This window comes from Sulfoacidibacillus ferrooxidans (assembly GCF_022606465.1).
Taxonomy (GTDB): domain Bacteria; phylum Bacillota; class Bacilli; order Alicyclobacillales; family SLC66; genus Sulfoacidibacillus; species Sulfoacidibacillus ferrooxidans.
Map to the genome: position 1 here is coordinate 705539 of NZ_JALBUF010000001.1, position 20813 is coordinate 726351.

Below are 20813 nucleotides of genomic sequence, written 5' to 3' on the forward strand. Positions count from 1 at the left end.
TTCATTTCATTTATCTTACCACTAAAAATTGAATAGGTGCAACCAAACGCTAATCTTGAATATGTGCCAATCGGCGTGTTCGTAAGGCGATCTCTTTAGGATCTACCCGCACTCTGGCAACCCCGCTCACCATGGCAGCTTCTGCTACTGCTTGCGCAACACGTGGCGCGACACGTGTATCAAAAGGCTTCGGAATCACGTAGTCAGGTTGGAGTTCCTCTTCTTCGATCAAATTAGCTATGGCATATGCAGCAGCTACTTTCATCGGTTCATTAATAGTCGTTGCACGCGTATCTAGCGCTCCTCTAAAAATCCCCGGAAAAGCTAGTACATTATTGACCTGGTTAGGATAATCGGACCGTCCCGTCCCAACGATCTTGGCTCCAGCAGCCTTCGCGTCAATAGGTGTGATTTCCGGATCAGGATTGGCCATCGCGAAAATAATGGGATCGACAGCCATCTCACGAACCATATCTTGCGTAACCGTATTGCCAACTGACACTCCGATAAACACATCTGCTCCTTGCATCATCTCTGCAAGCGTCCCTTTACGCTGTTCAAAGTTTGTATTTTTTGCAATCAGATCTTTCAATGGATTCATATGCTCGCGACCTTCGTATATTGCACCTTTCGTATCACACATGACGACATCGCGCACGCCACAAGAAAGTAACAACTTCACTGTAGCAATACCTGCAGCTCCAGCCCCACTCACAACTATCCTAATATCTTGAAGACTCTTATGGACGACCTTGATTGCATTAAGGAGTGCTGCAAGCGTCACGATAGCCGTGCCGTGTTGATCATCGTGGAAAACAGGAATGGATAACTCGCGCTTGAGTCGCTCCTCAATCTCAAAACAAGCTGGTGAGGCAATATCTTCTAGATTGATTCCGCCAAATGTTGGAGCAACCATCTTCACGAAATCCACGACTCGATCAACTTCTGTTGCCGCGATGCATAACGGCCACGCATCCACTCCAGCAAAACTTTTGAATAAAACAGCTTTTCCCTCCATGACAGGCAATCCTGCCGTTGGCCCAATGTTGCCAAGTCCCAAAACTGCCGTTCCATTAGAAACGACAGCAACCGTATTGCCTTTAGCCGTATACTCATAGGCCAGTTCCTCATCGCGATATATCTCTTTACAAGGTTCAGCTACTCCTGGAGAATACGCTAAACTCAAATCTTTGGCATTAGCGACGGCTACTTTAGCCTGTAACGCAATCTTTCCTTTGTGTTCTCTATGTAACTGCAGTGCCTCTTCGTACAAATCCACGTATCTCATCCTTCCATAGTACGGGGTTTGCGATCTCCGTTTTCGAATTTGTGTGTATTTTATCATTATATCATGGCGTTCTTACAGCGGTAGAGATAATTTCACACTCACTGCTTTAGCGAATGCGTACGTTGCCCTCTCCAACAATCTGTTGCAAGGCCACTATGAGTTCATCCGATAGAGCTACACGCACCACATCGAGTAGTCGCTGTTTGCCACTCTCATAAACAAGTATTACAGATAGTGGACCACTATGCGCAACTAAAAGCGCACGCAAAGCGAGGAGACTCTTAGCATCCTGTTCAAGCTTCTTATCAACGCGAATATAAACCCGCTGTGGCGCATGATGCACTGCTTGCTTTTCATCGATTGGCATGGGTTGATTTGCTTGCGTCATCTCGTGTAACTTGACGGCAATCCACCCTTTTCCTTTGCTGGCATCTCGTTTTACTGTGACACTCATCATCTCATCCACTTGTATCTTTGTTGCCCATTGACGAAATAGAAGTGGAAACACGACCACTTCCATTCTCGCCGTTCGATCTTCAAGTGTGATAAATGCCATCATTTCACCTTTTTTTGTACTCACAGAACGAATAGTCGCCACTTTCCCAAGTACATGTGCCACTTCATTGACTGGTATATTTTTCGCATCAACATGCTCACTTACTTCCTGTAGCGTCTGCACATGTAATCGTTGCTGTGCTGCAGTGATAGCCTCATAGGGATCAAACGACACAGAGAAGCCAATGAGCTCGCGCTCCCATTGCGCGCATTGTTTAGGATCGTCTGGTAGGTTGCCTATCCCCTTAGCACGTACATTTTCTTGCGCGTCTTCTACAAGACCATGCAGTGTCATTTGTCCAACATGCACAGTCGATCTTCCTCCACTCGTTGCACGCTCTATCTCTAGTAAAAGCTGTCTGCGGGAAATGCCAAATGAGTCACATGCACCACTTTGCACTAAGCTCTCCAGCACGCGACGCGTCAGTGCACGAGAATCTATACGTGTAATGATGTCTTGCCATGATTGAAATGCGCCCTCTTGCTCGCGCACCTTTACGAGTTGCAAAATGGCCGATACCCCGACATGTTTCACTGCAGATAGCCCTAAGCGAATCGCAATCTCCCCATCTGCAAGTAACTCCGGCACACAGGCATCTTCACTACGGTTTACATCTGGACCTAAAACGCGAATCCCCACTCGCGTACATGCAGTTGCATATTGCTCCAATTTTTCCGGTCGAGACACCACATCGGTCATGAGCGCCGCCATAAATTCTGCGCGAAAATTGGCCTTTAGATAGGCTGTTCGGTGCGCAAGAACCGCGTAGGCCGCCGCGTGTGATCGATTAAATCCATAGTCTGCAAAACGCACAATTAAGTCGTACACATCATCTCCGATTTTTTTTGTGTGCCCGCGCGCGATGCATCCCGCAACAAACGCCGCTCGTTCTGCATCAAGTACATCGCGCTGTTTTTTGCTTACCGCGCGACGCAATACGTCAGCTTCACCTAGTGAAAAACCTGCCATCGCAGCGGCAATTTGCATAATTTGCTCTTGATATACGATAATGCCGTATGTGGATTGCAAAATAGATTCTAATTCCGGAACTTCATATAGAACAGGGATGTCACCCCGTCGCGCCTGAATAAACGTCCCAATTTGCTCCATTGGACCAGGTCGATAAAGAGAAATGACCGCAATGAGGTCTTCCAACGTTGTAGGTCGCAAGTCGCGCAATACACGCTTTACTCCTGTCGATTCCAACTGAAAACACCCATCCGTATCGCCTTGTGCCAATAACTCGAGTGTCTGCTCATCCATCGGCAAGCCCGAAAATTGCACATCTACGCCACGCGTACGCAAAATATACGCTTTTGCACGATCACAGATCGTTAGCGTTCGCAGTCCGAGAAAGTCCATTTTCAGCAACCCAATCGCCGCAATATCATCCATTCCGTACTGGGTAGCTACGACATATTCCCCACCGCGCATCAGTGGCACAAGATCAGAAAGAGGGTCACGACTTATAACGATCCCTGCAGCGTGTAAAGAAGCATGCCGAGGTAACCCTTCAATTCTTAGAGCGAGATTCACAAGCCGCTGCAAAGATGGCATGTGCAATAATACCTTTTGCATCTCTTCCTGTGTATCGATCGCACCTTGTAGTGTGATGCCAGGAGCAGTAGGGATCGCGCGTGCCAAACGGTCGATGTCTACTTGAGGTGTTTGTAATACGCGACCCACATCACGAACAGCTGCCCGCGCCGCAAACGTGCCGAGCGTTCCAATGTGTCCGACATGATCCCGCCCATACTTTTGCGCTACATAGGCAATGACTTCGTGCCGCCTCTCGGCCTCAAAATCAATGTCAATATCCGGCCAAGACACGCGCTCCGGATTGAGAAAGCGCTCAAACAATAGATTTTCTGCAATCGGGTCTACGTCTGTAATGGCAAGCGCATAGGATACAAGACTACCGGCAGCAGATCCTCTACCAGGGCCCGTAGATATGCCTTGCTCATGCGCATAGTGCATAAAATCCCACACAATCAGGAAATATCCTGAAAACCCCATGGAAATAATCACATCTAACTCTCTTTTCAGTCGTTGCTGATACCGCTCATCGTCCGCCACTTTGCGCCATATCAGCCCTCGTTGCGCCTGATATACAAGTTCATCCGCTTCTGATCGGCCTTGTGGCAATGGAAAGTAGGGCATGGACCACTGTTCAAGGGGCAATGAAAATTTGGCTTTACGAGCAATCTCTGCCGTAGCGCGTAGTGCTTCTGGATAATTTGCGAAAAGTGACTGCATCTCCTTTGTCGAACGAAAGTAAGATGTGGCACCTTGTTCACGATATGCGCTCGCAGCTTCTATATCGACCCCTTCGCGAATACCCGCCAAAATATCCACGACTTGTAAGTCTGCTTTATCTAGATATCGCACTTCACTTGTCGCAACGATCGGTATTTGCATGGATTTTGCTAATTCAGCAAAGAACAGGTGTTCTTCCTCTTCGCGCATAAGTCCTTGACTTTGCAATTCAACGTAGATGTGACCTTCTCCGTAAATGCGCATTAAATGCTGCAAGATGCGCTGTCCACTTTCTATATCTTTGGTTCGTAACGCGAACTCAAGCGGTCCTTTTGCTCCGCCTGTGAGACACAATAATCCTGTCGCATACTCCGTTAGTTCCGTCCATGTATTAAACATCGTTCCATCACCATCGCGCAGTGCAGCCACTGAAGCAAGCTTAGTTAAGGACTGATACCCTTCCATCGAAGTGGCAATCAAGACGATTTCAGAGCGTTCCTGGGATTTTCGCGAGGAACGTTCCGACGTGACGACTATGGTTTGCCCCATAATAGGCGTCAATCCCGCATGTAAAATGTCTCGATAACAACTCAGCGCTCCATACATTCCGCCGCGATCAGACACGCCAAGAGCGCTCATTCCCTCTTCTTTAGCACGTTCTATCACTTGATCTATGCGCGCTGAACTATACAATAAACTGTATTGTGAGCAAACGCGTAGATGTACGATCGGATCCATCACGTTGACTCCTTTTCTATATCCATTGCAGGAAAGATCATTTCCACCTTTGTTCCTTGTCTTGTTTGAGCATCACCTAATAAAAAGATTCCATCGTAGTGCTCAACGATTTCTCGACAAATAGCAAGCCCTAATCCAACTCCTCCCTCCTGTCGACTTCTCGCCTTATCGGCTCGATAAAAACGTTCTGTCACATAAGGTAAATCCTCTGGAGGAATACCCTCCCCTTCATCACAGATCACGATATGTACCTGAGAATCTACCTGAGTAACAACGACTTCGATCGAGTTCCCTTTTGGCGTATACTTGCACGCATTATCTAACAATGCTCGAATGACTTGCTCTAGCCTCACTTCATCGATGCGAACAAAGGAATTCTGTTCCGCATCAATAGAGACTACCCATGCATACTGTTCAAATAGCCGCTGCCATTTATGAACTACACGTTTGACAATAGGAGCCACTGCTATCGCACGACAACTATGTATAGACTCTTGATCGATGGCCGCAAGAGTCAGTAACTGATTGGTCATGTTGTGTAAATGTCTAACTTCCTCTTCAATCGCCACCACTGCCTCGTGACGCACTTCCTCATCTTCCCATCCCCATCGTCGCAACAAATGAACATAGCCATCCAATACTGACAGCGGCGTACGAAGTTCGTGTGAAGCATCTGCAATAAATTGGCGTTCACGTGAGAAAGCCAAAAAAATGCGATCCAGCATCGCATTATACGTGTTTGCAAGTTCAGTTAATTCATCTTTTCGACGTGGCACTTCAATTCGACTACTTAGATCACCAGGTGTAATAGCTCGCGCTGTTGCGATCATCTCACGAATCGGAAGTAATGAATAGCGCGCCAAAAAATAGCTAGACACAGCCGCTAGCGCGAGGCCACCAATAGACCCAGTAAGTAACAGGTAGAATACAAAGGCAATACTATGATCCAGTGAGGCGACATTTTCTAACCACTGCAATGTCACATTGCCCTCTTTCACATGTATAAGTACACTCGCTACAAGTATGCGATGATTCTTATAATCGTACAACACGACACCATGCCCAAGCATCTGACTTGCTGCCAATCCTGATGGCACCCACTGTTTTGGGAAATAAGTTGCTGTGGATGTTACTACTTTCCCATTGGGTGTGAGTAAGCGAACCATTTGCCGTGGATCTGGAACAATCTGTCTAACTTCTTCTACTGCATGAGCAAGAGTTCCCTTATCCATCCTCCGATCTAGATCAGCAAGACGAGTGACAACGATTTGACGTTCATTATCAATCGTCACATTCATAAACTCTAAGTACACAAATGCATTAAAAAGAAAAAAAATAATCGCCACAACAAGTGTAGATAGCGCCACAAAGCGAGTCGTAATCGTCAGTTTCATGGCTTGCGCAACACGTAGCCAACGCCGCGGATGGTGTGAATCAGTGGCGTAGTAAATGGTTCATCCACTTTCATTCGCAAATAGCGAATATACACATCAACTACGTTTGTCTCCCCCTCAAAGTCATATCCCCAGACACGACGTAAGATCACATCGCGAGATAATACTTTATCCATATGGATCAATAAAAAGTGTAAAAGATCAAACTCACGTGTGGTTAATTCAAGCTTTTGCCCAGCTCGAACTACGCGCCGCTCCTCAGGAAACAGTTGCAAATCACTTGCCACTAGTTCCTCCCGTGCCATTCCTTTTCGAAACGCAGCACGCACCCGCGCCAATAATTCATCCGTCACAAACGGCTTTGTTACATAATCGTCCGCTCCCGCATCAAGGCCAGCCACTTTATCCCCTGTACTATCGCGCGCAGTTAAAATAATAATCGGTGTTCGTTTTTGTTTCCGTAGCATTCTGCAGACCTCAAGCCCGCTCATGCCAGGGAGCATGAGATCGAGCAAAATCACACCAAAATCCTTTTCCAAGGCACGGCGCAACCCAGTCGTTCCATCAAATGCAATTTCAACCTGAAAACCTTCGTGAACCAGTTCTAATTCTATTAAACGCGCGATACGCCGCTCGTCTTCTACGACAAGCACCGAAGACTCAGATCCAGCCCCGTTCACGCTTGCCACTCCCCTCTTAGCGCTCCAGCACTTGGATAGTAACAAGCGCTTTCCCTACAAGCTCTTGCCCACGAAATAGCTCCACGTCCACTTTGCCCATTTTTCTACCCGAATCAATCACACGCGCACGTGCATCCACTTGTTGATCAATTTGCACCGGTTTCAGAAAATATAAGGTGCTATTTTCAATTAACATATTGGCATCTCGCACTTTTTTTAGCGCCTGCATTGCCGCTTCCGAAATGATCATAGTAAATGCACCAACTGATAACGACCCGTGTGGCGTAGACATCTGCGGTGTCACTTCACCTGAAAGCTGATAGACTTTATCTTCTACATGTGCAACAAACCGCCCAAGTACGATATCTTCGATCGTATCTCCCATCTGCGGCTGCTTTTGATTATATTGCAATGCTTTAATGACGTCCTGTCGACTAATTACTCCAATGAGCCGTTTAAATTCAATCACTGGAAGTAACTCTAGCCCTTCCCACACCATCATATGAGCCGCCGCTGCCACCGATGTTTTCGCTGTGACGGAGATCGGTTGCTTTGTCATGACCTTGTCCATCAATGTTGTGGATTCTTGTCCATATATGTCTCGTGCAGCTACGACACCAACTAATTTGCCATCACTTTGCAACACAGGAAAGCGCGAATGTCCCGTCTGTGTCACAAGCTGTCGATAGTCAGCAACCGTGCTTTCCGCCGTCAAAATAGCCGGTGGATCTTGACCAAGTAAATCTTCGACAAGCAATACTTCTTTTTTAATCAAGCGGTCATAAATAGCACGATTGATCAGTGAAGCGACAGAAAAAGTATCATATGCTGATGAAATGATCGGCAGATCTAGCCGATCGGCCAAATGAATGACAGCTGCATTGGTAGTAAAGCCACCAGTAATGAGTACAGCCGCCCCATGTTCTATAGACGCCATGTGCACCGCTTCGCGATTGCCTACAATCACAAGTGCACCTGGATCCACATACTTCACCATATCTTGAATCTCCATCGCCGCTATCACGAATTTTTGTAGCGATTTGTGAAGACCCCCGCGTCCACCAAGTACCGATCCATCAATAATATTGACAACCTCAGCAAAGGTAAGCCTATCGATATCTCGTCGCTGTTTCTTTTCTATGCGTACAGTGCCTACTCGTTCAATGGTTGTAACTAATCCTTGACCTTCAGCTTCCTTAATCGCTCGATACGCTGTACCTTCACTAACTTCTAGTTGTTTCGCCACTTGTCGCACAGAAATCTTATGCCCAATCGGCAATTCTTCAATGTGTTTTAGGATTTGATCATGTTTTGTCGACATACTGTTCCTCGCCCTCAGATCACTGTACCTATTATACAACAGGCACAAAAAAAGTGTCCTTTTCTTATAAGAAAGGACACTTCACTATCTATTGGGGTGATGTTTTTGCTTTTACATAACTTGTTAGCTGCGCTGTCATTTCATAGCGTAATAGCGGAGTGATCAGATAAATGCCTTTAAATTGTTCGATTGCAGCATCGAGTAACTCCTGTGCAATTGCAATCCCCTCTTCTCGTGCTCTCGCGCCTTTGTGCAGCGCCATGCGTTCTCGAACATCATCGGTTAGAAAAATGCCCGGAACTTCATTGTGCAAAAACTCTGCATTGCGTTGACTTAATAACGGCATAATCCCAACAAATAAGGGCACTGGAAGATGCTTTGTAGCATCGCGCAAGACTGCAAAAAAGCGTGGATCATAGATAGGCTGAGTCATAATAAAGTCTGCGCCTGCCTCCACCTTGCGTTCTAAGCGTTTAATCGCTTTATCAAAATGGCGAACATGCGGATTAAAGGCCGCTCCCACAACAAATGTAGACGGCACATCCATCGTTTTACCTGAGAAACCCGTTCCTTGATTAAGTTGTTTAATCATCTTAATCATATCAAAAGATGAAACATCAAATACAGACGTTGCACCAGGCAAATCACCAAAGCGGGAAGGATCCCCAGTCACAACTAAAATTTGCGAAATCCCAAGTGCGTGCAATCCCATTAAGTGAGACTGTTGTCCTATAAGATTGCGGTCGCGACAAGAAATGTGTAACAGCGGTTCAACGCCTTGTTGCTTCATCAGTGCACCGAGTGCCATATTGCTCATGCGAATCATGGCAAGGGAATTGTCAGCAAGCGTGACTGCATCAGCCCCAGCAGACTGTAATGCTTTTGCCCCTTCCAAAAATGCAGTCGCATTCAGATCTTTCGGTGGATCTAATTCAACGATCACCGTATGCGTATGGAGTACCTTTTCATGGATAGGTTCTTGACTAGCTTCCATTTCACCTGCATTTTTCTCCAACACAGCACGCATCGCAGAAGATCTCACTACAATTGCAGACTCAGCTTTTTGTCTGTGTTTGATTTCTATGGGGGGTAAATTGCCTACAGCATGAGCCATCGCAGCTACATGGGCTGGTGTTGTACCGCAGCATCCCCCAATAATGCGCACGCCAAGCTCGCGAAAATCAAGTGCTGCCGCCGCGAAATATTCCGGTTCAGATGGATACGCATAGTGACCATCTGTCATGCTAAGCAATCCAGCATTAGGATACACAGAAAGTGCCGCATGTTTAGGAATTTCAATCCCTTGTAACACTCGCTGCATATCTGCTGGACCAAAGCGACAGTTCAGCCCAATGACATCTGCTCCTTCATCAAACAAGATCCGAAACGCATCTTGCACAGGCTCGCCATCACGCGTAACCGCCAGGTCAAGAAGAGCAAGTTGTGCTATGACGGGTTTGTCTGTGAGTTTTCTCACCACTTGTAAGGCTAGTCGCAGCTCTGCAAGATCAAGAAAAGTCTCAAGTAAAATAGCATCTGGTCCCTCATTCAATAGGGCCATGGCCTGTTCTGCATAGGCATTTGTAAGGTCAATGGGGGGTGCCAACTGTCTTTTAGCACCTGTGATTGCTCCGATCGTGCCAGCTACGTATACTCCGTCTCTCGCTTCTTGCCTTGCAAGACGAACCGCAGCGCCGTTGATCTCTTCCACTTGTCCTTCTAATCCATAGCGTGCTAATCCAGCTCGATGCGCACCAAATGTATTGGTTTCAAGTAACATAGCACCTGCCTCTACATAGGAACGATGGACAGAGGCTACAACCTCCGATTTTGACACGCACAGTTCCTCATAGCACACTCCTACAGGCACACCCATTCCGTATAGTTGGGTCGCCATCGCACCATCACCTATGATGATACGTTCTTTGATCACATCCAATAACCCTTGTCTCTCTTGCATGCTTCCCTTTCCCCCTACTAAAACCCCAATCTATTTCTTCTTATCTTCAGTGGAATACAGTAATCCCCATCTGAATCGAGAGTACGACTGCCGCAATAAGGAATAAGGGTCGAATCAATCGTGCTCCCCGTTTCACAGCAATGCGGGAGCCCACACGCGCTCCAATCATCATGGCAATTCCCATAGGCAATCCGAGCGTATAGACCACTTTCCCACGTACTGCAAACAATAACAAGGCTGCCACATTACTTGTAAAATTTAAAACCCGTCCATTTCCTGCCGCTTCAAGAAAGTCAAAACGAAAGACAGAGAGAAAAGCAAACAATAAAAAGGAACCTGTGCCTGGCCCAACAAAGCCATCATAAAACCCCAAAACAGCCGCCACGCACATAGCCAAGACAATGACTCCCAAACGGATACCCCTAAATGCGTTAGTCTTACCCAGATGACGCTTCCAAAGGGTAATCACCGTGATTGAGACAATAGCTATAAATATAATCATCTTAAGATATCGTTCGTTCACGTTTAAAACGGTATCTGCACCAATAAGAGCTCCAATAAAAGTAAAAGGAATCATCCACTTTAATAGCGGAAAATATAGTTTTTTCGATCGGAAATACGTAAATGAACTGGTCGAAGAGGCAAATGTTCCTGCCAACTTATTGGTTCCAAGAGCAAGATAGGGTGGCATCCCTGTCCACAGCAGAGTAGGCAGAGTAATCACACCTCCTCCTCCAACAACAGAGTCGAACAGCCCAGCAATAAATCCTCCAACGATTAATGCAAGTAAAACAATCAACGTATGATGCACAAGATCACCCCTGTATCCGCGTATTTGTCACTCGTACCTCTCTATAGATTGCGGATACGTGAGTCGTCAATGAAACTCAATCATCACATCTTCACCAGTCAGTGTCACATACCCATCTCCTAATGTGAGGCTCGCTGCGTTCATTAAAAATAAGGGCCGCAAGACTTCGCTCATATCAATGAGCACAACCGTGCCGACTGACACTACTCCTGTAGCCATTTGAGAAGTGACACGTTGTAACATGTGGGCAAGTAACCGGCGTGGTACGCGAACATACTTCGAAACATCAACAGTAAAAGCAACGACACTTTCACTCATGCTCTCTCTTGCACGGGAGATGGCTCCATCGTCACGGTCAATTGGATCGCTTAGATTGATCATTTTGACCGTGACATCTACAGGAGTCCATGGGGTTTGTAATGTGGCAAATATCCCATGCGTCATTACATGTACATTGGATAGCGAGTATCCATGATCCAGGTGTTCATTTACTGCAGATTGCACTTCATCTTGACTCATCGATAGCTGGACAGAGTGGAACCTCAACTTGATCCTCCCGACTATTGGTGTAGCAGTTTTTCACGTATCTCTTTGAGTTCGCTAATACCTAATTCTAATTTTTCTTTTTGATCCAAGATCAACTGTAAATTTTCCTGCAAACTACTCATGCTTTTATCAATCTCGTCAATCATAACAGACAATTCATCAGCGCCTACAGTTTCAATACCAGACAATACTTTATATAGTTTAAGCCCTGACAGCGCAGCAGACGTTGCAATATTGGAAGCTGCAAAAGCAACACCCGGTGCTGCTGCCCGAACGCCTGCACCACCAATACTAGCAAGCCAACTCACAGCTTTTCCAGTACGCGAACTGCGACGATTTAAGAATGCTTGTAAATCTTCCTCTTTCACGAGATATTTGCCACTTGTGTCATCTGCTTTCAATTGTCCTGTGCGAATCCAACGACGAACCGTTTCCTCTGAAACATTCAACCGATAAGCGATTTCATACGTAGTAAATTCCATCATCACATCACCCTTTATCGTAGAATAGACGATGTGGGTGTGTCATGTACATGTGCACAACACCCACGTGTTCGTGCACATATTATACCACACAGCGTTTGTGCGCACATACGTACACGTGCGCATATTTATCTTAAAAAAGGAGTAATCCGCTGTTGTACTGCCTGAACAAGAGCAACTCGCTTTTCCTCAGCCTCATGCTTTGTACTCGCTGTGACCCCAATGTATACTTTTAATTTTGGTTCTGTTCCAGATGGTCGTATGGCAATCCAATGGCCCTTGGCAAAACGAAAAATGAGAACGTCCGATGATGGAAGGTGTAACTGCGTCGTACTCCCATCTTGAACATGTGTACAGATAAGAGAACGGTAATCTTCTATCGATTCTAAATGAAATCCGGAAACCTGTAACCCATCTTCTCTAAACGTTTCCATGAGAGCCTTCATTCTCTTCGTTCCCTGTAATCCCGTAAACAGGTAGCCACTAAGATCATCTGTAAAGTACCCAAACTGTTCATAAAGCTGTTCTAACTGTTCACTCACACCACCTGACTCGCGCTTACAAGAGACGACCATGTTGGCAATAGCAACAGCCGTTTGTACTGCATCCTTGTCTCGCACAAACGGTAACACTAGATATCCGACGCTCTCTTCATACCCAAATACAAACGCACGTTCTCCAGATTTTTCATACTGACCAATCTTATCTCCAATATATTTAAACCCCGTCAGCACGCGTTCAGTAAGTACCCCGAAACTCTTGGCGACTACTTCTCCAAATCCAGACGAAACAATGGTTGTAATCGCCGTAGATCCTGCACGAAGCTCACCGTTGCTACGGTTTTTCAAGAGATCGTAGAGTAGCAACCCTCCAACCTCGTTACCCGTTAATAACGTGTACTCGCCACTTGCAGTACGTACCATCAGACCCACTCTGTCCGCGTCTGGATCGGTGGCCAGAATGATATCTGCGGATACCGACTTTGCAAGTGCTATCGCCTCCACATAGGCGGATGCATCTTCTGGATTAGGACTTTGCACATGCGTAAATGCGGAGTCTAAAGGCATTTGCGATTCCACACATATAACTTGTTGATAGCCTGCTTGATGCAGTGCTGCAACGACTGGTTGCGCACCTGTGCCATGTAATGGCGTATAAACAATCGTTACCTTGCGTTTCTCCGCATCTGGCTCAGCGTGAAATAGTGATGATATCTGCTGATAATAAGCTGTTTCGATCTGAACACCGATATCATGTACAAGATTGGCGACTTGCATGTCGTCTATCGAAAGCCTAGGAATGGAAAATAAATCACCGCAACCCTCCATCTCAGAGATGATTTGCCGTGCGTCTGCTTCTAGCACTTGCCCTCCGTCGCTTCCATAGACTTTATAGCCGTTATAAGCAGGTGGATTGTGACTCGCCGTAACCATCACACCACCACCACAACCGAGTTCCCTCACAGCAAACGATAGAAACGGTGTTGGACGCGCCTCTGTAAAAACATAACTATGTACTCCAAAAGCAGCTACTACGCAAGCCACTTCTTGTGCAAAACGTTTAGAATCGCGACGACCATCATAACCAATAGCTAACTTCCACATATGTTTTGGACGATGATGCACAATCCATTGCGCTACTCCATAAGAAGCCTTACGTACAGTATAAACATTCATGCGATTGGTTCCAGGTCCCATCTTTTCACGCATGCCACCAGTGCCAAACTGCAAATCCTGCATAAAACACTCTTGTAATTCTGTCTCTCGTCCATCTTCAATCATCTGTTCTAACTCTTGTCGCAGTGCAAGATCAAGTGTCTCTTGTTGTAGCCATGCAGACCATCTGTACTCGTTCAAGCAGATCCCCCTCATGCAGTTATGCTCATCCTCAATCAAAAAGCGGTGGTATTCTCGTGGGGTATCCCTGCTCAATCCACGCTCCAACTTGTAGTAACAGCGCTTCAGAAAATGGCTTTCCAACCACTTGAACTCCGATTGGCAAACCTTCTTTTGAATACCCACAAGGTATCGATAGAGCAGGAAGGCCACATAGATTGAACGGATTGGTAAAGCGTGTTAGATTCGATCGAATAGGCTGCATCACATCGCAAACAGCTACCTCTCGATCGCCTATAGGCGTCGCCAGGAAAGGAATGGTTGGTGAAATCAATACGTCAATATGAGAAAACAACTCTTCCCATACTCGTTGTAAATGCAACCGTACATCAAGTGCATGCGCATAATCTACACCCGTATATTGGCTTCCTGAGGCCAATCGCTTATATACATCTGCTCCGTAGCGTTCTGGTGTCTCAGCCATCCACTCTTTGTGCAAATAAAGTGCTTCTGATGCAATCACCACATTTTGTGCAAATGCCCCATCAGACAAATTAGAAATTTCTACAGATTCTACTTGTGCGCCGAGCTCCGAACAGAACGTAAGAACCTCTCGCGTTCGCTCCTCTATTTGTGGATCAGTTTGTGCAAAGAAAAAGGATTCGTTATATCCAATACGCAACCCAGACAATGAGTTCCCTATCATGCGATCATACTGCTCATTTTGACTGCGTACACTCGTCGAATCTTGCGGATCATAGCCTGCAATCAGTTGCAACAACAACGCTGCATCGCGCACCGAACGAGTTATCGGCCCTACATGGTCAAGTGAAAATGCAAGCGGAACGACACCCTGTTTACTCACTAACCCAAAGGTCGGTTTTAATCCGACGACACCTGAACAAGCGGCAGGAATGCGAATCGACCCACCCGTATCCGTCCCTAATGATGCCGGAGCCAACTCAGCCGCTACTGCCGCTGCACTTCCTCCGCTTGATCCTCCTGCAATGCGCATGAGATCCCACGGATTATGCGTTGCACCATAATGTGGATTTTCCGTTGTCGTACCATACGCAAATTCGTGCATATTAGTCTTCCCTAGCAAAAGCGCTCCGGCGTGCTTTAAACGCGTCCATACATGTGCATCCGTTGTTGGAACATCATTTTCTAATTGTTTGGAACCAGCTGTCGTTCGTACACCTTGCGTCCAAAATACATCTTTCAGAGCAAAGGGTATCCCATGTAACACACCTGTCGCCCTGCCCAATGCCATATCATGATCTGCTACCTGTGCAGCTTTTACAACTTCTTCCGAACACACTGTAATAAAAGAGTTAAGTACACCATCATACATCTCAATTCGGTCTAAGTACCGCCTAGTGACCTCTTCACTCGACACCTGTTTTGCATAGATTAGCGAACTTAATTCTGTCAAGTCCATGCTCGTTTCACCATCCTACACAATCATCAGTTTACACACTGCATGGCCACTTTCGACATTCATTACGCATCTAGCATACTGCAAAACTAGTCAGGCAACCACTAGTGAATGACTTATATCATGATCACTCCAGCGCATCAAGTGCAAATGTCTGATGTACCTGATTGACCACTTCAGATAAAAAGCGGCTTGGTATCACGCAAGACACTTTAATTTCAGATGTACTGACCATTTTAATCTCTGCACCTGCTGCCTCGATTGCCGCAAACATCTGTGCGGCCACACCAGGATTTGTAATCATTCCTGCCCCAACAATGGATACTTTAGATAATCCTAACTCCTGCAAAATCTCACGGTATCCTAGCACTGACTGTAAGCTTTCGCACATGCGAATCGCGTGTGTGGCATCCGCTTCTGCTACAGTAAAGGAGACATCCACCTCTCCGGTTTTGACAACGCTTTGCACAATCACATCGACATTGACCTGCTCTTGTGCGAGTGCCTGAAACATTGCACTTAAATGATGTTTCGATATTTGTATGCCAAGCACTGCAATACGCGCTACTTCTTTTTCCACTGCAACACCTGTTACCATCCTCATGCCTTCCATCGAGCCCATCTCTTTAATCACCGTTCCCTCCGCTTCTGAAAAGCTAGATCGCACTACAAGTTGTACGCCATGTTGTTTAGCTGTCTCGACCGCTCGCGGATGCAATACTTGCGAACCAAGAGTTGCTAATTCCAACATCTCCTCGTAAGAAATTGCAGATAACTTTGAAGCCTTTGCTACGATCCTGGGGTCTGCTGTATATACACCATCTACATCTGTATAAATTTCGCAGCTCTGCGCATGAATCGATGCAGCTACTGCTACTGCAGTCGTATCAGAACCTCCCCGGCCAAGCGTTGTGACATCTGTACCATGAATTCCTTGAAAACCTGCGATCACAGGTATGATGCCGTTGTCTAATAATTGCTCGATGCGCCTCTGATCAATCGACTCGATGCGCGCTGCACCATGAACTGCTTCAGTATTAATTCCCGCTTGCCATCCTGTCAGCGACTGAGCATGGACTCCACGTGCAAGTAATGCCATCGCAACAAGAGCAATCGAGACCTGTTCACCCGTGGCTAATAACACGTCCATTTCTCGTTGACTTCGCACAGGAGCTATCTCATTCGCCAAATTCACAAGACGATCTGTCGAGTGACCCATGGCAGATACAACAATCACACAACGAGTTCCATCTTGAACTGTCGCGGCAATGCGATCAGCCACTGCACCTATACGTTCTGCCGTTCCAACAGACGTACCTCCATACTTTTGTACAATCACTGCCATGATTCCACTCCTATCTCTCTTTCACAAAACTGCATAGTTATGCAAGACATCCTACCACATTTCTACGTGCACGCTACACCATTCCACGTAAGAATTTGAACAATATACAAAAATCCGAGCTGCCCTAAAGAGATCTAGGCAACACGGATCAGATTACCTTTCAGATACGATTGTATCCACTATACTAGTGATCATCCTTTGTCTCGCGCAATAACCGTTCAAATTCTTGATCGATAGACTGTGTTAATTCTGTCTTCGCCTCAGCCACGCGCGCCTCATCTTGAACTGCAGTGAGTGCATGATCTTTCGCGTCCTGTGCTAATGTCATCGCTTTTTGAACAGCGAGTACACCTTGTGCTGATGCTAAACGAGTTTGTGCATCATCTCTTGCATCGCGAAAATCTTTTACGTGTTCACTGAGCTCTTCTTGCGCATCCTTCAGGTGCTCTAGCTTACCCCGTAATTCTTTCTCGTGCTGACGCAAACCTTCTATCTTTTCCTTGACCTGTTGCCGTTTTTGCAAACGTTCACGCGCTCGAGTTTCATCGCCTTGTACAAGAGCTTCTTTTGCTTGTGTTTCATAATCAGCTAGTTTAGCCTCAAGTTGTTCAATTTGCCGCTGCAATCGCAACACTGCAGCTGCAATCTCACCGACCATGCGCTTCACTTCACCAACTTGCACAACCATCTCTTGAAACGTCATTTGTAGCTCGGCATGCGGATCTTTATGTTGTTCCTTATAATCTTCCGCATGTGCCTGCACAATTTTTGCGGCGCGTTTAAAAATCCCCATGCTGTCCGCCTCCTTGCATTGTCATCCAGCATACTTCATGATGAATGTCAGTCGTTTAGCGATAGCACAATTTGCGGCGTAGGAATCGTATGATCACTTGATGTAGGTACAACCGCTGTTCCTACAGCAAAAAATTCAATCACATGACTGCCCCAACCATGACTTTTTTCGTGTAAATTGACACCCACAATGCCTTCTGCCTTCACCGTGTGCGCTTCCATCTGCATCCGTTCCATCGCAAGCTCCCGAGCATCGTACAGCGCCTGTGTAAAATTGGTCATCTCACAGTTTTGACCAGCTGTGCGCAAGAACTGACGGAATCCTTGGTGCGCCACATGATACACACAACTTCCCATGACAAGCGAGAGCGGTCGATACCCTGCGCGCAACAGCGCCCAAAAATCTTGACCTGATAAATCACTCGTGAATGGCTTCCCATTAGCCATTTTATAGTTTCCTTTATTGCGTGCAGCCACAGCCGTTCCAATTGCGATAAATTCCGCCAGATCTTCGCCCCACTCATAACGACCAACCTCTAGTCGAACGCCGACAATACCATCTGCGCCAAGTGCCTGTGCCTCTTCTTCCATACGAGACATCGCCAGTTCGCGCGCGTGATACATCGCCTGACTAAGCACCTGTAATTCTTCATTGTTACGGTAACTAGCTTGTTGAAACCCAATATGATAAATAGAACTACCTACCACCATGCCAATCGGTTCAAAGCCTGCTTCCCGCACAAGTAAAAATTCATTAACTGTTAAATCACTTGTGAAAACCCCACCTGGATGATTGGCATCGCGCAACCCTGCAAGTCGTTCAAGTGCGTGTTTAGGTAAATCATTAAACTGCTGATCTGCCATGGATCAAACCCCCTTATGTACTTACATCGTCATTGCTAGGAATTTAAATCAAATACTGATTCAATAGTTAACCGCTCAGATGAATGTGGTTCCACTTGTAATACTGCGGTCCCCATCATTACCACTTCAAGAATATGATCGATGATCTCTTCGCCCTCTTCAGTTGCCTCACCGCGCGATGTTTCTTCTACACGCATTGTAAAGTCAGCGCCTACAACTCCTGTTGCTTTCATCTTCCCCATGTCCTCACGCAATTTGCGCACAGCGAGGTGTCTCGCTTGATACACACCTTGCGTAAATCCTTGCATTTCTTGGTTATACCAACTGCGCTCTTGGCTCATATCATACCAATCAGTTTGCAGATAATAGACTGTAGCACCTAGTGCTAATCCTACAGGCAATTGACCTGCCGCAATCAGTCGCACAAAATCTTGCCCAGATACAGAACACACAATCGGCGTCTCAGATTTCGGCAAATCTTCCACACGCACTGCCGTTCCATAACACACAAATTCTATCAAACCGTCTTTCGGTTCATAACCTTTTTCATCCATACGAAAACCGACCACTGCGTTAGCGCCAAGCATAGTCGCTTCTTGCAATAATCTAGCAATCGCTCGTTTGCGTCCCTCATACAGCGCTTGAGTCGGAGCCTGAAGTTCTCTCGATGCAGAAAAATATCCGCCAAACCCAGAAGCGTTAGGTGTACGCACGTAACCAATCTGATAATACGTACTCCCCATGACCTGCCCTAAAGGATGCAACTTATACCGCTTAAGCGACAACCATTCATTCACACTAAGATCACTTGTCCACGGTAATTGTCCTTTTCCCTGATCCGTTAATCTCGCAATGACATTGGGTGGCAATTGTCCATGCTCAAGCGCTTGTAGGGATCGTTCAGATCGCGCAATCCCTTCTTGCCGTAATCTTTGCAAATCTAACTTAGGCGGAAGAGAAGCACTGGAAGACATCGTTCCTGCTGATTGATCCTCTTTTTTCCCAGACAAAAATCCGAAGCGAAAACGAAACATCGACTCACCTCCATACATTCCACCGGATGTCTTTCATCGCCATTACAGTAAGAAATCTTCAAGCGATTGTCTCGTCTCCTCGTGTTCGCTCGCATAAACCCCAATGGCACGAGACACTTCGTCAAGCCATGCTTTCATTGTTAACGTTTCACTAGACAATACGATTCCCCGCACTGCTTTAGCCTTTGTAGCAACGATACGCGCACCATCAAGTGTTAGAATATAGCTATCCGTCCCTAATTGTAATTCGATTTTTGCCACATGATGTACCTTACTAAATAGTTTTTTTTGACGGGTAACTACTACTAGATCCGGAAGCGATTGTTCTAGACGAACTGCGAGTGCCTCGATGTATGCCAGTTCATCATCGTGACTATGGCGCCATGATGCGGAATTTAAATCAAACTGAAGATCGTCCTCCATCGTCGTCCTCACCACCCTAAAAGCAACTGCATACATGCTACTTTACATACGCATAATACGCCAAAAAGTTTCATCGTTTCTTTTTTGCATCTTTATCTTGACGCAGTTTTTTTTGTTTTCGCAGATAATCGATCGCACCATCAACGTCATCCCATGAGTTTTGAAAGACTGCTGTATAGCGAATAGCTTCAGATTCATCGCCTGGAAGCGCTTCTCGAGGCATCTTTTGAGGTAGCTGACGCACATTCAAAAGATAATCCAGCACGAAAACATTATGTCTGCGAGCCGCTAAAAATGCAGATCGCGACATCAATGAATCGCCCTGCAATGCAAAAATAGCTAATAATCGTCCGTAAAGAAACACAGTCGATTGCTCGTTATCGTAGCTATCAATCAAATCATAGGCATCTTGAAAGCGGTGATCATCGAGCATAGCTTTTAATAAAATATATCGTATTCCTTGTGGATCTGTGCGATTTAATTCTAGAGATTCGCGAAATATGCGCACGGCCTCATCTCGCTCGCCGATCTCCCAAAGGATTTGCGCATATGCCGATCGCGCTTGCATATAAGGCCGAGTTTCAGGTATATCCCAAAACTTCCCTTTCCATTCTTCCATTCGTAACGCAAATAACCGATTCCCAGCTTCTACTGCTTGATTCAAATATTCTTTACTCTGTTCAAAATTTTCTGCTGCATCTTGCGCCAACATCAGCCATGCCTCGATACAATTACGAGAGATGACCAGTGCCTGTTGCGCAATATCCGCTCTCCGTTTTGGATCAGACTCTCCAATCGTTGTTTGCAATACATCATATGCTTCTGTTAATAAAGCCTTCTCATCGTCTTGCCCTGTTTCTAAAGTTTCTGCTTTAGATGGTGCTTTTTTTACCACAGATTTTCCTCCTACCGTCCGACATCTCTACATTTCATTGCACATACATGCGAACCCATGTCAGACCACTTCCTCTTATCGTACGTATCTTTCTGTATCTTACCCTTTCTATCTGTCATGACACAAGAAAACTCTCCATGCACAAGCACGAAGAG

General features: G+C 46.1%; 17 protein-coding genes. All 17 read right to left on the minus strand.

Annotated features, from left to right (window positions below; all coding sequences use genetic code 11):
- Nucleotides 1-49: 49 nt before the first annotated feature.
- The gene (locus MM817_RS03470; RefSeq protein WP_241712035.1) at nt 50-1279 is read right to left on the minus strand and encodes an NAD(P)-dependent malic enzyme; all 1230 of its coding nucleotides are present in this window, start codon (nt 1277-1279) and stop codon (nt 50-52) included.
- A 115-nt stretch (nt 1280-1394) separates the two neighbouring features.
- Nucleotides 1395-4838, minus strand: a complete 3444-nt coding sequence (dnaE, locus tag MM817_RS03475) for a DNA polymerase III subunit alpha (protein ID WP_241712036.1) — start codon at nt 4836-4838, stop codon at nt 1395-1397.
- Nucleotides 4838-6232 (minus strand): sensor histidine kinase, encoded by a 1395-nt coding sequence (locus MM817_RS03480; protein ID WP_241712037.1) that lies wholly within the window; start codon nt 6230-6232, stop codon nt 4838-4840. The genes dnaE and MM817_RS03480 overlap by 1 nt, the downstream gene beginning before the upstream one ends.
- Nucleotides 6229-6912, minus strand: a complete 684-nt coding sequence (locus MM817_RS03485; protein WP_336605144.1) for a response regulator transcription factor — start codon at nt 6910-6912, stop codon at nt 6229-6231. Before MM817_RS03485 ends, MM817_RS03480 begins: the two co-directional genes overlap by 4 nt.
- Nucleotides 6913-6928: 16 nt before the next feature.
- Nucleotides 6929-8233, minus strand: coding sequence for a DRTGG domain-containing protein (locus tag MM817_RS03490; RefSeq protein WP_241712038.1), 1305 nt, complete (start codon nt 8231-8233; stop codon nt 6929-6931).
- 88 nt (nt 8234-8321) lie between these two features.
- Nucleotides 8322-10193, minus strand: coding sequence for a bifunctional homocysteine S-methyltransferase/methylenetetrahydrofolate reductase (locus tag MM817_RS03495; protein ID WP_241712039.1), 1872 nt, complete (start codon nt 10191-10193; stop codon nt 8322-8324).
- Between the two features lie 46 nt (nt 10194-10239).
- Complete coding sequence (locus tag MM817_RS03500) at nt 10240-11004, minus strand: TSUP family transporter (protein WP_241712040.1); 765 nt, start codon at nt 11002-11004, stop codon at nt 10240-10242.
- A gap of 66 nt (nt 11005-11070) precedes the next feature.
- Nucleotides 11071-11550 carry a hypothetical protein gene (locus MM817_RS03505; protein ID WP_241712041.1) on the minus strand — a complete coding sequence of 160 codons (480 nt, stop codon included), beginning with the start codon at nt 11548-11550 and terminating at the stop codon, nt 11071-11073.
- A gap of 14 nt (nt 11551-11564) precedes the next feature.
- Nucleotides 11565-12032, minus strand: a complete 468-nt coding sequence (locus tag MM817_RS03510; protein WP_241712042.1) for a helix-turn-helix domain-containing protein — start codon at nt 12030-12032, stop codon at nt 11565-11567.
- A gap of 128 nt (nt 12033-12160) precedes the next feature.
- Nucleotides 12161-13888: a phospho-sugar mutase gene (locus MM817_RS03515; RefSeq protein ID WP_241712043.1), complete on the minus strand. Its 1728-nt coding sequence runs from the start codon at nt 13886-13888 to the stop codon at nt 12161-12163.
- Between the two features lie 31 nt (nt 13889-13919).
- Nucleotides 13920-15308, minus strand: a complete 1389-nt coding sequence (locus tag MM817_RS03520; RefSeq protein ID WP_241712044.1) for an amidase — start codon at nt 15306-15308, stop codon at nt 13920-13922.
- Nucleotides 15309-15432: 124 nt separating this feature from the next.
- Complete coding sequence (locus MM817_RS03525) at nt 15433-16650, minus strand: aspartate kinase (protein ID WP_241712045.1); 1218 nt, start codon at nt 16648-16650, stop codon at nt 15433-15435.
- Nucleotides 16651-16834: 184 nt separating this feature from the next.
- Entirely contained in the window at nt 16835-17443 is a 609-nt protein-coding gene (locus MM817_RS03530; RefSeq protein WP_241712046.1) for a PspA/IM30 family protein, read from the minus strand.
- A gap of 47 nt (nt 17444-17490) precedes the next feature.
- A complete protein-coding gene (locus MM817_RS03535) occupies nt 17491-18306 on the minus strand; it encodes a heavy metal-binding domain-containing protein (protein WP_241712047.1) in 816 nt (271 codons plus the stop codon).
- A gap of 35 nt (nt 18307-18341) precedes the next feature.
- Nucleotides 18342-19340, minus strand: coding sequence for a heavy metal-binding domain-containing protein (locus MM817_RS03540; protein WP_241712048.1), 999 nt, complete (start codon nt 19338-19340; stop codon nt 18342-18344).
- A 42-nt stretch (nt 19341-19382) separates the two neighbouring features.
- On the minus strand, nt 19383-19763 hold the full coding sequence (locus tag MM817_RS03545; protein ID WP_241712049.1) for a hypothetical protein: 381 nt from the start codon (nt 19761-19763) through the stop codon (nt 19383-19385).
- Between the two features lie 70 nt (nt 19764-19833).
- Nucleotides 19834-20658, minus strand: coding sequence for a hypothetical protein (locus MM817_RS03550; protein ID WP_241712050.1), 825 nt, complete (start codon nt 20656-20658; stop codon nt 19834-19836).
- Between the last annotated feature and the right edge of the window lie 155 nt (nt 20659-20813).